Annotated in this window: 15 protein-coding genes; 3 read left to right on the top strand and 12 right to left on the bottom strand. The window is 39.5% G+C overall.

Going from position 1 to position 13121, the window contains the following annotated elements; all coding sequences use genetic code 11:
• Positions 1-182: 182 nt before the first annotated feature.
• From pdxJ to rpoE, 10 genes are all read right to left on the bottom strand, one after another.
• Positions 183-914 carry a pyridoxine 5'-phosphate synthase gene (gene pdxJ / locus H4J63_RS18385; protein ID WP_182197901.1) on the bottom strand — a complete coding sequence of 244 codons (732 nt, stop codon included), beginning with the start codon at positions 912-914 and terminating at the stop codon, positions 183-185.
• Between the two features lie 22 nt (positions 915-936).
• Positions 937-1629 carry a DNA repair protein RecO gene (recO, locus tag H4J63_RS18380; protein ID WP_002958713.1) on the bottom strand — a complete coding sequence of 231 codons (693 nt, stop codon included), beginning with the start codon at positions 1627-1629 and terminating at the stop codon, positions 937-939.
• A 20-nt stretch (positions 1630-1649) separates the two neighbouring features.
• Complete coding sequence (gene era, locus H4J63_RS18375) at positions 1650-2582, bottom strand: GTPase Era (RefSeq protein WP_002958714.1); 933 nt, start codon at positions 2580-2582, stop codon at positions 1650-1652.
• A complete protein-coding gene (rnc, locus tag H4J63_RS18370; protein ID WP_002958715.1) occupies positions 2572-3249 on the bottom strand; it encodes a ribonuclease III in 678 nt (225 codons plus the stop codon). Before rnc ends, era begins: the two co-directional genes overlap by 11 nt.
• A gap of 2 nt (positions 3250-3251) precedes the next feature.
• Positions 3252-4187 (bottom strand): signal peptidase I, encoded by a 936-nt coding sequence (gene lepB, locus H4J63_RS18365; protein WP_024604704.1) that lies wholly within the window; start codon positions 4185-4187, stop codon positions 3252-3254.
• 16 nt (positions 4188-4203) lie between these two features.
• Positions 4204-5991: a translation elongation factor 4 gene (gene lepA / locus H4J63_RS18360; protein WP_002958717.1), complete on the bottom strand. Its 1788-nt coding sequence runs from the start codon at positions 5989-5991 to the stop codon at positions 4204-4206.
• A 275-nt stretch (positions 5992-6266) separates the two neighbouring features.
• Entirely contained in the window at positions 6267-6716 is a 450-nt protein-coding gene (locus H4J63_RS18355) for a SoxR reducing system RseC family protein (RefSeq protein WP_024594973.1), read from the bottom strand.
• A gap of 20 nt (positions 6717-6736) precedes the next feature.
• Positions 6737-7687, bottom strand: coding sequence for a MucB/RseB C-terminal domain-containing protein (locus tag H4J63_RS18350; RefSeq protein WP_024594972.1), 951 nt, complete (start codon positions 7685-7687; stop codon positions 6737-6739).
• Positions 7688-7691: 4 nt separating this feature from the next.
• Positions 7692-8309: a sigma-E factor negative regulatory protein gene (locus tag H4J63_RS18345; protein ID WP_165742747.1), complete on the bottom strand. Its 618-nt coding sequence runs from the start codon at positions 8307-8309 to the stop codon at positions 7692-7694.
• Between the two features lies 1 nt (position 8310).
• Positions 8311-8892 carry an RNA polymerase sigma factor RpoE gene (rpoE, locus tag H4J63_RS18340; RefSeq protein ID WP_002958721.1) on the bottom strand — a complete coding sequence of 194 codons (582 nt, stop codon included), beginning with the start codon at positions 8890-8892 and terminating at the stop codon, positions 8311-8313.
• Between the two features lie 245 nt (positions 8893-9137).
• Between rpoE and nadB the strand changes: the two genes are divergently transcribed.
• Entirely contained in the window at positions 9138-10748 is a 1611-nt protein-coding gene (gene nadB, locus H4J63_RS18335) for an L-aspartate oxidase (RefSeq protein ID WP_002958722.1), read from the top strand.
• Here nadB and H4J63_RS20405 read toward each other — a convergent pair.
• A complete protein-coding gene (locus H4J63_RS20405; RefSeq protein ID WP_024604708.1) occupies positions 10723-11079 on the bottom strand; it encodes a hypothetical protein in 357 nt (118 codons plus the stop codon). The genes nadB and H4J63_RS20405 overlap by 26 nt on opposite strands.
• A gap of 55 nt (positions 11080-11134) precedes the next feature.
• Complete coding sequence (locus H4J63_RS18330) at positions 11135-11386, bottom strand: succinate dehydrogenase assembly factor 2 (RefSeq protein ID WP_002958724.1); 252 nt, start codon at positions 11384-11386, stop codon at positions 11135-11137.
• 164 nt (positions 11387-11550) lie between these two features.
• On the opposite strand from H4J63_RS18330, the gene H4J63_RS18325 reads away from it, so the two are divergent.
• Positions 11551-12462, top strand: a complete 912-nt coding sequence (locus H4J63_RS18325) for a folate-binding protein YgfZ (RefSeq protein WP_165742748.1) — start codon at positions 11551-11553, stop codon at positions 12460-12462.
• 12 nt (positions 12463-12474) lie between these two features.
• The gene (locus H4J63_RS18320) at positions 12475-12960 is read left to right on the top strand and encodes a peptidylprolyl isomerase (RefSeq protein ID WP_002958726.1); all 486 of its coding nucleotides are present in this window, start codon (positions 12475-12477) and stop codon (positions 12958-12960) included.
• The last annotated feature ends 161 nt before the right edge of the window (positions 12961-13121 follow it).

Here is a 13121-nt window from a genome sequence, read left to right as displayed (position 1 = left end):
GAGAAGGTGGTTGAAAGAGCTGTTTGAATATCCATAAAAAAACCGTAATTAGCGAAACTAATTACGGATTATTCACGATCATTTAGATCGGTCAACCGATCAATTAACCTTAACTGATCGGCATTACGGTATTTACCGCGTTTTTTTAATTAAGCTTTTTTAAATACTTATATTTTCTTATCTTACATTCTTGCTTCAATCATTAATCGTTTCATGTCACGTACGGCTTTTTCAAGCCCATCTATAGCTGCACGAGCAATAATAGCGTGACCAATATTTAGCTCATAAATCTCAGGCATTGCAGCGATTGGTTTCACGTTATGATAATGAAGACCATGGCCAGCGTTAACAATCAAACCTAAGCTTGCTGCGTATTTTACACCTTCACGAATGTGCTCTAACTCTTTGTGTAAATCAGTATCATTTGTTGCATCAGCGTACGCCCCTGTGTGTATTTCTACATAAGGAGCACCACATTCTTTGGCTGCATCTAACTGTGCTTTATCTGCATCAATAAATAGCGATACTTTAATACCCGCTTCGGTAAGCGTTTTTGTTGCTGCTTTAATTTTATCTATATTACCGGCTACGTCTAAGCCACCTTCGGTTGTTAATTCTTCGCGCTTTTCAGGTACTAAACACACGTACTCAGGTTTTACTTCAAGCGCGATTTTTATCATTTCATCGGTAACAGCGGTTTCAAGATTCATACGAGTTTGAATGGTTTTAGCCATTACATAAACGTCGCGATCTTGAATATGGCGTCTGTCTTCACGTAAGTGAATCGTAATACCGTCTGCGCCTGCATGCTCTGCTACACTGGCTGCATGAGCGGGATCTGGATAGCTTGTTCCACGCGCTTGGCGAAGTGTTGCAATATGATCTACGTTTACACCCAAAAGAATATCTTTCATTTTCTTACCTGTAAAATTACGTTTATTGAGAGGCCATAAATAGCTCGCGGCTTTTTAATGGTTTACTACCTAATAAGGGTTTTAATAAATAGCGACTTAATTGCTTTGCCATATATAGCACATCATTTTGGCTAAAGTCATGATTTGCTATGGCGTTGAGTTGTTTGCCACTAAATCCAGAACGTGTATCTTCTTGTACTAAAAAACCAAGTTCGGGGAAATAACTATACGTCTGCTTTTCATCTATTGGTTCACCACTGGCGTCAAAACTAAAATCCACGCCATAACCGAGTAATTCCAATAGTTGAAACTCGTATGAGCGAAGCACCTCTTGTAAATTAGCCCCGCTGTTTAGGTTTGATAGATGAGTTTTATATAGCTCAAATACTTGTTCAATTGGCTCGTTAACAGGAACGATACGATTTGTAAGCTCATTTAAATAAAAACCACAATAAAGCTCATCACCTTTTAAAAAGTGCGAGTTCCCATGCAGTTCAAACTTATTGATATATTTTAAATCGTACTTGCCACTGTAATTAACAAGCAGTGCCTGAAACGGCTGAAGTTGTGCTTTATGTTTAGTGGCCTGGCGACCACTAATTCGGGCCAGCATTCTTAACTGACCAACGCCTTCTACAAGCATATCTAACATTACTTGGGAGTCACTATAAGGACGCCGATGTAATAAATACGCGGTGTAGAAGTCGCTATCCATTCACTAAGCTACTGCTTGGTTTAGTCTTCACTGTAACCTAAGCTTCTTAGTGCACGTTCATCGTCAGCCCAACCCGACTTAACTTTAACCCAAAGCTCTAAGAATACTTTGTTATCAAGCATTTCTTCTATGTCTTTACGGGCTTCACGACCAATGGTTTTTAGCTTTTCGCCTTTATTACCAATAACCATGCGTTTTTGTGTTTCGCGCTCAACAAGAATTAACCCGTTGATATGCCAAATACCGTTGTCTTGCCATTTAAACTGCTCAATTTCAACAGTTACAGAATACGGCAATTCTTCGCCCATAAAACGCATTAGTTTTTCACGAATTACTTCAGCTGCCATAAAGCGCATTGAACGGTCAGTTACATAATCTTCCGGAAAGTAAAATTCGCAAGGAGGTAAGCGTTTAGTTACTTCTGCTTTGATTAAATCAACATTTTTACCTTGCGTTGCCGATACAGGCATAATTCCAACAAAATCAAACTTGTCACTTAACCACTTCATATGAGGCAACACAAGGTCACGGTCTTTAACTTGGTCTATTTTATTAATAACCAATAATACCGGCTTACCACTTTGCGATACTTTATTAAGTACCATGTCGTCATCGGCATTCCAATGAGTGCCCTCAACTACAAAAATAATAAGCTCTACATCGCCGATAGAACTAGACGCGGCACGGTTCATTAAACGGTTAATCGCACGTTTTTCTTCAACGTGTAGACCTGGTGTATCTATGTATACCGCTTGGTGTTTACCTTCGGTATGAATACCCATAATACGATGACGCGTGGTTTGTGGTTTACGTGAGGTAATACTCACTTTTTGCTCAATAATTTCATTAAGCAAAGTCGACTTACCTACGTTTGGGCGCCCTACAATAGCAACCATTCCACAAAACGTATCTACATCACCTTCATGAGGCTGTATTAGGGTATCAAGGTTCATTTTTAAGTATCTTCAATGCTTTTTCAGCAGCTTTTTGTTCGGCTTTACGGCGCGAGCTACCTACAGAAATTATGCTATCCATTCCATCAACAATACATTCGACCGTGAATGTTTGATTGTGTGCTTGGCCTTTGGTATCAACCACAGTGTAACCCGGTAAAGATAATTTACGGGCTTGCAAATACTCTTGCAGCAGGGTCTTCGGATCTTTTTGGTTAAGCCCTGGTGAAATAGCATCTAATCGTGATTCGTACCATGACAATATAAGATCGCCACAGCTATCAATACCTGAATCTAAAAATGCAGCGCCAATAATAGCCTCTACTGCATCAGCAAGCGTTGACTCACGACGGAATCCGCCACTTTTAAGCTCGCCCGGCCCTAAGCGTAAATAATCACCTAGGCCAAATTCAAGACCAAACTCGGCAAGTGTTTGACCACGCACAAGCGTTGAGCGCATGCGGCTTAAATCGCCTTCACGCGCTTTAGGAAATTTGGCATAAAGTGCATTGGCAATCACAAAGCTTAAAATAGAGTCGCCTAAAAATTCTAGTCGCTCATTATGCTGGCCTTTGTGGCTGCGGTGCGTCATTGCTTGCTCAAGTAAACCTTGATCGGCAAATTCATAGCCAATTTTTTTATATAATTCTGTTACATTTTTTTTCATCGTTACTGAATATTACCTAGGCGCTCAAAGCGAACACCAGTTGGAACCCATCCTGGTAAAATATCATCAGGGCCATTCTCAAATTCAAAACTCATCCATATAAAGACAGCTTTACCCACCAAGTTTTCTTTTGGTACAAAGCCCCAAAAGCGACCATCTTGGCTGTTGTCGCGGTTATCACCCATCATAAAATAATGATCAGCAGGAACAGTCCATTCATCAGAAGGCGTGCCCGGTTGCTGGTAGTAACGCCCTTTTCTCTCAGGCGCTTGTGGGTTGATTAATATATCATGCGTAACTGTTGTTAAATTTTCATTTACACGAGCTAGAGGCATTGGGCCTTGTTTAAATTCGTTATCATTAATTAGTTTAAAATCAATTTTATTGAATTCATTACATAAAAGCTCACCCTGCTGGGTTTCGCCTTCTTTACAATTTGGCTGAATATATAAACGTTTATCGCGATAAACAATTTTATCGCCAGGTAAACCAATTGTACGTTTAATATAGTCAACATTTTCATCTAAAGGGTATTTAAAAACAACAATATCACCACGCACAGGCTGCCCAATATCAACTAATTGAGTACGCCAAACAGGGTCTTTTATTCCATATGAATACTTTTGTACTAAAATAAAATCACCTACTAATAATGTAGGCATCATTGAACCGGATGGAATTTGAAACGGTTCAAAGATAAATGATCTAAAAATAGTAATTGCTGCAATCATCGGGAAAATCGACTTTGCTGTTTCTGTTAGTACTGGTTCTGGTGCAATTAATGCCGCAGTTTCTTCATCTAACGGAGCTCCAGCAGACGTTTGCGCTATCGCTAAGCGCTCCTGCCTTTTTGGGGCGTACATTAAGTGATCTATTAACCATATTAAGCCTGAGCCTAAAGTTAATAACACCAATAAAACTGAAAAATAACCAGCCATTTATAATCCTTTGTTTTTATTTGCCAACTTTTAAAATAGCTAAAAACGCTTCTTGAGGCACTTCAACATTACCTACTTGCTTCATACGTTTTTTACCATCTTTTTGCTTTTTAAGTAGCTTTTTCTTACGACTCACATCACCGCCGTAACACTTAGCAATTACGTTTTTACGTAATTGTTTTACCGTAGTACGGGCAATAACATGTTGTCCGATAGCAGCTTGAATCGCTATATCAAACATTTGACGTGGGATAAGCTCTTTTAACGCATCAGCTAACTGGCGACCACGAGACTGTGCACCATCTCTGTGAACAATTATCGCAAGTGCGTCAACGCGCTCACCATTGATTAAAATATCAACACGCACCATATCTGATGTTTGAAAGTGTTTAAAGTTATAATCAAGCGACGCAAAACCACGGCTAGTTGATTTTAATTTATCAAAGAAGTCCATCACCACTTCAGCCATAGGTAGCTCGTAAGTTACAGCTACTTGCTTTCCGTGATAAGTCATTTTTGTTTGGCTACCACGTTTTTCAATACACAAAGTAATAACGTTACCTAGGTATTCTTGTGGTACCAAAATATTAGCTTCAACAATCGGCTCACGAATCTCTACAATATCGTTTACTGCAGGCAAATCAGATGGATTATCAATCTGAAATGTACCTTCTTTAGTAACTATCTCATAGATTACCGTAGGTGCTGTTGTAATTAAATCAATATCGTATTCACGCTCTAAACGCTCTTGAATGATTTCCATGTGTAGCATACCTAAAAAGCCACAGCGGAAACCAAAGCCTAGTGCAGTTGAATTCTCTGGTTCAAAGAATAACGACGCATCGTTTAAGCTTAATTTATTAAGTGCATCACGGAACGATTCATACTCATCTGATGCAATTGGGAACATACCCGCATAAACCTGAGGCTTAATTTTTTGAAAGCCCGGTAAGCGAAGTGGAGCTGCATTTTTTTGATGAGTAATAGTGTCACCTACTGGCGCACCATGTATCTCTTTAATACCAGCAATAACAAACCCTACTTCACCTGTTCTTAAAATACCGGTGTTGGTTTGCTTAGGAGTGAACACACCTACTTGGTCGGCAGTATGTATATGCTCGTTCGACATTATTTTTATTTTGTCGCCAGTGCGTAATTCACCGTGCTTAATACGCACTAGTGATACAACGCCTTGGTATGGGTCAAACCAAGAATCGATAATAAGTGCTTGTAAAGGTGCATCTTTGTCGCCTACTGGCGGCGGTACATCTTTAACAATCATTTCAAGAACTTCGGCAATACCTACACCTGTTTTAGCGCTACACTGCACTGCATCAAGGGCATCAATACCAATAATCTCTTCAATTTCTTCTGCAACACGTAAAGGATCCGCTTGCGGTAAATCGATTTTATTAAGTACTGGAATTACTTCTAATTCCATTTCAATAGCGGTGTAACAGTTAGCTAGTGTTTGTGCTTCAACGCCTTGGCCTGCATCAACAACAAGCAACGCGCCTTCACAAGCAGCTAAAGATCGTGAAACTTCATACGTAAAATCAACGTGTCCTGGAGTATCAATAAAATTAAGTTGGTAGGTTTCGCCGTCGTTCGCTTTGTAATTCAACGTTACACTTTGCGCTTTAATGGTAATACCACGTTCGCGCTCAATATCCATTGAATCCAAAACTTGTTTTTGCATTTCACGGTCGGTTAAACCGCCACAAACTTGGATCAAACGATCTGAAAGGGTCGATTTACCATGGTCAATATGGGCGATGATCGAAAAATTACGGATATGCTTCATAAACTGGATTCTATACTTCTATTTTAATGGACTAAATATGAATACCTAAGTGACTTGAAAATACTTGCTTTAGGATGCCATAAGCTAAATTTGTATATAACAAACAGTACTTACGCTTTTTAAGATGGGTTACAACCATTTTATGTATTGAATAACAATAAGTTATATTTACTTAACTTAAATAATTCAGTCAGATAAAATAATTTAAAAAACCACGATTCCCTGTATTTCCAAGTTACTTTGGTATAAAACGGCAATTTTACATTTAATTGGCGTCAATCACCATCTATTTGAGTTAAAGGGATACTAATTGGGTGAATTTTTATAACTTTTATATCGTGCTTTAGAGATTTCACGCGAGTTTTAGCTATAAAAAAGCCAGTAACGCCACCTAGAGCAGCAGCTAAAATCTGCCAGCCTTCGGAAGCTATAAACAATTGCGCCGCAACAAATGCAAAAACAAGACTCAAAAGGAGCGGTAGCATGTAAACCGCAAAAGCATGCTTAACGACATGACTATCATCTAGTGACAAAGTGACCTTTTGCCCTATTTCTACTGAGGATTCAAATTTATAAGGAAAGGTTTTTTTTGCAGTGCCAAATAATTTACTAAACACTTGTGAGCCGCAACGACCATTGCAGCCTTCACAAGCTTGTTTTTGCTGTGCTTCTAAATGAGCAATGTGGCCATCGAGGGCCACAACAGTGAGGGTTTGTTCAATCATAACAATCCTTACGGAATCGTCTATAGTGCGCGAGTAACTGACTCTGCAATCGCTTTTGCGGTCATACTCGGTACATTACCAACAACCGATACATCAAAATTACCGCCATTATGCACATATACTGTCGTTGCACCAGAAGTGAGTGCTCCACTTAAACGCTTACCTGGTAATGGGCGCTGAATAAATACAGAAACCTCAACAAAACCATCAGAGAACAAGTAATAATCAGTTAACTCGTTATTTAAATCGAGCTTATGTCTGTCTGATTTTAGCAACTCAAAGCCATCTGGTAACCAACTGATTTTCCAATTAGTGGCAGTACTATCTTCATTTATAAGTGCATTGTTTGGCAAAGGCGTTGGAAAGTTTCGATTGAGCACTTCAACTAGCATACCGGCTGGCTGCTCTGTCACACTAATATGTGTAAGCTGTAACTGCTCTAAGGCTTCTCCTTCATGGTTAACGTACGCTGCTTTTAGTAACAACGACGATTCCATATCCAACCAAATCCAGTAATTATATTTATACTCGTCTTTAGATTCAATGCGAACAAGTTGCGCTGCACGCCCTGCAATACGCCCTTTTCCGCCTAGTACAAAATCATAATGCGCACTTAAGCGATCTATATCTTTAAAAAGTACTTCAGGGATTGGACCTGCTATTGAATCTGTTTTTAGAGAATATGGTTCAGACTGAGGTTCAAAATAAGTAACTTGATTATCGATACGGACCATTTCAAGCCCAGCACCGTTAAGTAAACTTAAATGCTCAAGTTCGGTGTCACCTTGTAAAGCATGCACCCATCGGTAGGGTTCCATTGTTTTACCTTTGACAACCACAAACGAGGCGTCAAAATTACGGGTGTGAACGGCATTAGCCATTTTGAGTAATAAATCTTTGGCAGGATTTGTGTCGTTGGCAAATGCATTAAAGCTTACTACCAACGACAGAACAAAAGTGATTACTTTCATTTAATTAGTTTTTTTCCTCAGACGCTTTGGTATTAGTTTGCGCTGTTTCTAAAGAATTCGCAACTCGTGCTTGGCGTTGATGCTCAAGAACTAACGCACCAATACGCTGTTGCTGTAGTTCACGTAAACCTTGCTCAGCATTTTCAAGCGCAGGCTCAGACGAATAACTTACTGGCGAGGCCATACCTGCTAGCGGTGTGGTTTGCAGTAATGGAATTTCACTTTGCTGCTCATTGTTACTTTGAGGAAGCGTATTAACGCCCACAATAGCAAACATCGCTACACTTGCTGCAATAGCTAATTGGGCAACTGGTTTGCGCCAATTAAAAGCGACTACTTTATTACCTTGTACTGTTTCAGTGATTGCTTGAGGCTGTGTTTTTGACTGACTAAAGTCAGCATAAACAGGCTCGCTTTCTAGTGCTAATGCAACGCGATCGCTAATATCAATATGTATGTCGTTATTATTTTTTTGAGCACGCATCGCATCACCAATTAACGCATAACGGCCAAACGTAGTTACATCTTGCTCTGCAATTTTTGCATCAGTTAGATGTTGCTCGCCATCAAGTAATGCCGATAACGCTTCGTTATCTAACTTGTTAAGGTGTGCTTTTGTCATACTAAGACTCGCCTATTAATGGGTTTAATTTGTTATCTATTGCTTCACGGGCACGAAATATACGCGAACGCACAGTCCCGACTGGGCAATCCATTACCACGGCTATTTCTTCATAGCTCATCCCTTCTATTTCTCTAAGGGTGATTGCGGTTTTAAGATCTTCAGGCAAACTATCAATCGTATTAAAAATAACAGCGCGTACTTCTTCGCTTAAAAGTAGGTTTTCAGGAGATGCATTCGATCGCATTGAATCTGCACAATCATAAAACTCGGCATCTTCAGCGTCTATATCATTTGCTGGCGGCTTACGCCCCTGGGCTACTAAGTAATTTTTAGCACAATTAACGGCAATACGGTATAACCACGTGTAAAAGGCGCTGTCACCTCTAAAGTTAGGAAGTGCACGGTAAGCTTTAATAAAAGCTTCTTGTGCTACATCAGCAATATCGCCTTGGTTAGATACATAACGTGAGATCAAACCTGCAATTTTGTTTTGATACTTCTTTACTAATAGGTTGAAGGCGTTTTTATCTCCTTGCTGGACCCTTTTTACTAGCACTAAATCTAATTCCTGCTCGCTCATTCGAGCCGGTACTCCTATGTCTGATTTTTGCTTGTTATTCATATTGTCGTCATTGTTCACAAATACTCTGACCTCTTTATGAATAAAAAGTTCTGCTTAATATTATTTTTTTATAAAATAGATGATAATAACGGCGCTAAGCCTTTAAAATCACTACGTAGTAGTATGACAAATATGATACAACTACAGATATTAAAAACAAATATTGCTCTATATGAGCATTGTAACCGCAAAGTACCTCTGACATGAACCAAAATAAACATCACATTGCAGATGTCGCTATTATAGGTAGCGGCGCAGCAGGCTTATCACTTGCATTATCTCTAGCTAATTATTGTAACGTTACCGTGATCAGTAAAGGAGCGCTTACCGAAGGTTCTACTTTGTATGCCCAAGGCGGTATAGCTGCTGTATTTGATAAACAAAACGACAGCATAGAATCTCATGTTGAAGATACACTCGATGCAGGCGGCGGTTTATGCGATAGAGACGCTGTTCATTATACCGCCAGCAATGCTCACGATTGCCTACAGTGGTTAATCGACCAAGGCGTACCCTTTGATATGGAGTTTGATAGCAAAGGAAAAGAGCGTTTTCACTTAACACGTGAAGGTGGTCACAGCCATCGTCGTATATTGCATGCAGCCGATGCAACAGGCAAAGCGGTGCAAACAACACTTATCAGCCAAGTTAAAATTCATAAAAATATAACGCTTTTAGAGCAATACAACGCCATTGATTTAATCACAGATAAAAGCGCCGGAAAAACAGGCTCACACATTGAAGGCATGTATGTGTGGAACAAAAAAGCTAAAAAGGTAGAAACCATTTCAGCTAAATTTGTTGCTCTTGCAACCGGTGGTGCAAGTAAAGTGTATTTATATACATCTAATCCAGACGTATCAAGTGGTGATGGTATTGCAATGGCTTGGCGTGCAGGTTGTAAAGTTGCCAACATGGAATTTAATCAATTTCATCCAACAAGTCTTTATCATCCAGAGCTACAAAACTTTTTAATTACCGAAGCCATGCGCGGTGAAGGGGCTTATTTAAAGCGCCCTGATGGAACTCGGTTTATGAAAGACTTTGATAGCCGTGAAGAGCTTGCTCCACGCGATATAGTGGCACGCGCAATCGATTTTGAAATGAAGCGCTTAGGCGCCAATTGTGTTTATTTAGATATTAGCCACAAAGATAAAGACTTTATTATTGAGCACTTTCCTACTATTTACGCAAAATGCCTAAGTGTAGGGCTTGATATAACAAAAGAAGCAATCCCTGTTGTACCTGCTGCGCATTACACTTGTGGTGGCGTAATGACCGACTTTAACGGTAAAACAGATCTCGATAACTTGTATGCTGTTGGCGAAGTTGCTTACACAGGCTTGCATGGTGCAAACCGTATGGCAAGTAATTCACTATTAGAGTGCATTGTATTTGCCCACGCTGCAGCTAAAGATATTTTAAGTAAAATTGAACATGCACCAGAGCCGATGGCGCTTCCTCATTGGGATGAGAGCCGTGTTAGTAACTCAGATGAAGAAATTGTTATTACCCATAACTGGCATGAACTACGTTTATTTATGTGGGATTATGTAGGTATTGTACGCTCTACTAAACGCTTAGAACGAGCACTGCATAGAGTTGAGTTGCTACAGCAAGAAATACACGATTACTATGCAAACTTTAGAGTAAGTAACAACTTACTTGAGCTTCGTAATTTAGTGCAAGTATCAGAGCTAATTATTAGAAGTGCTATGGAGCGAAAAGAAAGCAGAGGCTTGCATTACACTATTGATTACCCTGAACAAAGTGAAAATCCAACGCCGACTATTTTGACTCCAAAACGCAATTAATTGCGCCGACAGTGGCACGTTTTAGACGCGCATAACTTTGCTCATTAACGCCATTGGCTGAAATTATAAGCCAATGGTTGTTACTAAAACCTTTAATATGAAGCCATATATTATTACCATAAAATCGGCTTTTGTTACTTATTTCACCCTGAATTTTTAAGCTCTCGCCCTCAAATCTAAATAACTTTGGTTCTAATATTATAATTCCCTCATTTGGGTGAATTGCTAATACTTTGCGCCACATTATCAAGCCAGCTAGTGCATTTATTATTAAACAAAAAAGCATAGCTAATAGTGAATCTAAAAATAAACATAATATAAAACTGAGCATACAAAAAAAGACCACAATTGGTTTGTGGTCAGCTTTATTATTTGTAACCGTAAACCTATACACGAACTCGGTCTAAGATCAGCGAAACCATACCGTTTAACTGCTCGTCTTTACATTCTTCATGACCCATAAACCATGCAAATAAGTCAGGGTCTTCTTCTGTTAGCAAACGCTGAAAGATAGCCTGTTGCTCTGCGCTCAAAGAGTCGTATGCTTCTTCTACAAACGGCATAAACAAAACATCTAGCTCTAACATGCCACGACGACAAGCCCAACGAATACGTGCTTTACTATGAATTTCAACCATTTTAAACCTCATACTTAATTGACTCGAGTTTAACAAACACAAGCCTATTTAGCAGCTATTAATCTCTCATTAAATAATAAACCCGCACCAATAAGCGCTTGTCTGTACCATACGTAACAACTGCGTTATTATGTCACTTCATTTATATTGCAAAGAAGGTTTTTATGTCGAGCGTTTATTCATGTCCGTTATCTCATCAACTTATTAGCCTCTGCGGTGCTGATAAATTATCTTATTTGCACGGACAAATCACTCAAGATCTAAATAAATTAACCAGCAGTAATTATTTGTGGGCTGGCCATTGCAGCGCCAAAGGTAAACTTTGGGGTGTATTTAAATTATTTTCTTACCAAGATAGTTACTACCTTGCGGGTAGCCAAGCTGAAGTTGAAAAATCATTAGCTGAACTTAAAAAATACGCTGTATTTGCAAAAGTTGATATTACTGAATGCTCAAAGCGTTTAATTGGTTTAATTGGTGATGATTTATCGGATGTGCTGGCACAACTTGATATTAGCTTTGAAGGCGATGCAAGCGCGTGTGATTTTACGAATGGTAAAGCGCTAAAATTAGCTGATAACCGTGTTTTAATAATGGTTGATAACCAATTTAGCATGCCTGATAACGTATCCACACTTGATAACGAAGCCCCTTGGCAACAAGCAGCGATGCTTGCCGGTGAGCCTCAGCTAAGTGCAGATGCAATTGGCGAGTACGTTCCTCAAATGGTAAACCTACATGCTATTGGCGGTATAAGTTTCAAAAAAGGGTGTTATACCGGTCAAGAAACAGTAGCCCGTATGAAGTACCTTGGTAAAAATAAACGTGCAATGTATATCGTTTCAGGGCAAAGCGAAGGGATTCTTTCAGAGCCTGATTTAGAAACCCAATTAGGCGAAAATTGGCGCCGTGCAGGTAAACTTATTGCACAAAGCTTTGATGAGCAAACAAATAAATTAACAGGCCTCGTTGTGTTGCCAAACGATACTGATGTAACTCAGGTACTTCGTGCAAAACACACACCTCAGGTGGAGCTAAGCATTCTGCCTCTACCCTACTCTCTTGAAGATGAATAAATAGGAATGACTATGATCGTTGCGGCAAACAAAGTGGTAAAAATGCATTATTCAGTAATGGATAATGATGGCAATAGCATTGATAACTCGTTCGGTGGTGAGCCACTACACTTTATCATTGGCACAGGCTATTTAATTTCAGGCCTAGAAAATGCTTTGCTGGGCAAGCAACCAGGCGACACGCTTAGCGTAAAGGTTGAACCTGAAGAAGGTTACGGCGAGCGCCACGAAAACCTAATGCAAGCAGTACCTAAATCAATGTTTGAAGGTATGGAAATTGAAGTTGGCATGCAATTTCGTGCATCAACAGATGATGGTGACCAATCAGTAATGATCATCGATATCCAAGATGAAGAAGTGATTGTAGATGGTAATAACCCACTTGCAGGTATAACACTTAACTTTGATGTAGAAATACTAGAAGTACGTGATGCGACAGAAGATGAATTAACTCACGGCCACGTACATGGCGAAGGTGGGTGTGGTCACGACCACTAATGTACTGCTAAACAAATAAAAAAGCGCCTTAGGCGCTAACACCGATCAGTTAAGGTATTTTTGATCGGTTGACCGATCTTTTGGTTGCTTCACAATACCCTTATCATCTTTTGATTATGAGGGTATTTTTATGCTTAGTCATTGGTTACTTGATACAGATA

The sequence above is a fragment of the Pseudoalteromonas sp. 5Ae-yellow genome (assembly GCF_014077565.1).
In the GTDB taxonomy this organism is placed as follows: Bacteria; Pseudomonadota; Gammaproteobacteria; order Enterobacterales; family Alteromonadaceae; genus Pseudoalteromonas.
This window is presented reverse-complemented; position numbering and strand designations above follow the sequence as displayed.

Excerpts from the sequence above, each read along its gene's own strand:
- pdxJ (WP_182197901.1), bottom strand. The coding sequence starts at position 914 with ATGAAAGATATTCTTTTGGGTGTAAACGTAGATCATATTGCAACACTT.
- recO (WP_002958713.1), bottom strand. The coding sequence starts at position 1,629 with ATGGATAGCGACTTCTACACCGCGTATTTATTACATCGGCGTCCTTAT.
- era (WP_002958714.1), bottom strand. The coding sequence starts at position 2,582 with ATGAACCTTGATACCCTAATACAGCCTCATGAAGGTGATGTAGATACG.
- rnc (WP_002958715.1), bottom strand. The coding sequence starts at position 3,249 with ATGAAAAAAAATGTAACAGAATTATATAAAAAAATTGGCTATGAATTT.
- lepB (WP_024604704.1), bottom strand. The coding sequence starts at position 4,187 with ATGGCTGGTTATTTTTCAGTTTTATTGGTGTTATTAACTTTAGGCTCA.
- lepA (WP_002958717.1), bottom strand. The coding sequence starts at position 5,991 with ATGAAGCATATCCGTAATTTTTCGATCATCGCCCATATTGACCATGGT.
- H4J63_RS18355 (WP_024594973.1), bottom strand. The coding sequence starts at position 6,716 with ATGATTGAACAAACCCTCACTGTTGTGGCCCTCGATGGCCACATTGCT.
- H4J63_RS18350 (WP_024594972.1), bottom strand. The coding sequence starts at position 7,687 with ATGAAAGTAATCACTTTTGTTCTGTCGTTGGTAGTAAGCTTTAATGCA.
- H4J63_RS18345 (WP_165742747.1), bottom strand. The coding sequence starts at position 8,309 with ATGACAAAAGCACACCTTAACAAGTTAGATAACGAAGCGTTATCGGCA.
- rpoE (WP_002958721.1), bottom strand. The coding sequence starts at position 8,892 with ATGAGCGAGCAGGAATTAGATTTAGTGCTAGTAAAAAGGGTCCAGCAA.
- nadB (WP_002958722.1), top strand. The coding sequence starts at position 9,138 with ATGAACCAAAATAAACATCACATTGCAGATGTCGCTATTATAGGTAGC.
- H4J63_RS20405 (WP_024604708.1), bottom strand. The coding sequence starts at position 11,079 with ATGCTCAGTTTTATATTATGTTTATTTTTAGATTCACTATTAGCTATG.
- H4J63_RS18330 (WP_002958724.1), bottom strand. The coding sequence starts at position 11,386 with ATGGTTGAAATTCATAGTAAAGCACGTATTCGTTGGGCTTGTCGTCGT.
- H4J63_RS18325 (WP_165742748.1), top strand. The coding sequence starts at position 11,551 with ATGTCGAGCGTTTATTCATGTCCGTTATCTCATCAACTTATTAGCCTC.
- H4J63_RS18320 (WP_002958726.1), top strand. The coding sequence starts at position 12,475 with ATGATCGTTGCGGCAAACAAAGTGGTAAAAATGCATTATTCAGTAATG.